1 pseudogene is annotated in these 321 nt (G+C 40.2%); it reads right to left on the bottom strand.

The window, feature by feature from the left end:
* Window positions 1–321: pseudogene (locus tag A9996_RS20765) on the bottom strand (tryptophan-rich sensory protein); the annotation flags it as partial.

Below are 321 nucleotides of genomic sequence, written 5' to 3'. Positions count from 1 at the left end.
GCCTCTTCTGACATTCCGAAACCACTCCCATTCTTATTTTAATCAAGTAAGAGGATACGTTGGCGATGCTTGCTACCGTTACCCAGCCACTATAAAACACAAAAGGCCACCACAAAAACGCAATGACAGACATTGGGGCATCCCAAAGTTCCATGGCATTGTTCATGACGATTTTCAATAAGGAGAACAACAATAAAAAGATAAAAATAACAAGACAAACCTGTATAACCGTAGAGCCATAAGAATACCCATGCAGAGTTGGCCATACAAGAGATTACAAACCACCACCCTATTTTAAGTTACAAAGTCATCATCTCTCAC

It is taken from the genome of Gelidibacter algens (genome assembly GCF_001678675.1).
In the GTDB taxonomy this organism is placed as follows: Bacteria; Bacteroidota; Bacteroidia; order Flavobacteriales; family Flavobacteriaceae; genus Gelidibacter; species Gelidibacter algens.
The sequence above is the reverse complement of the archived record's forward strand: the minus strand, read 5'-3'. Positions and strand labels throughout refer to the sequence as shown.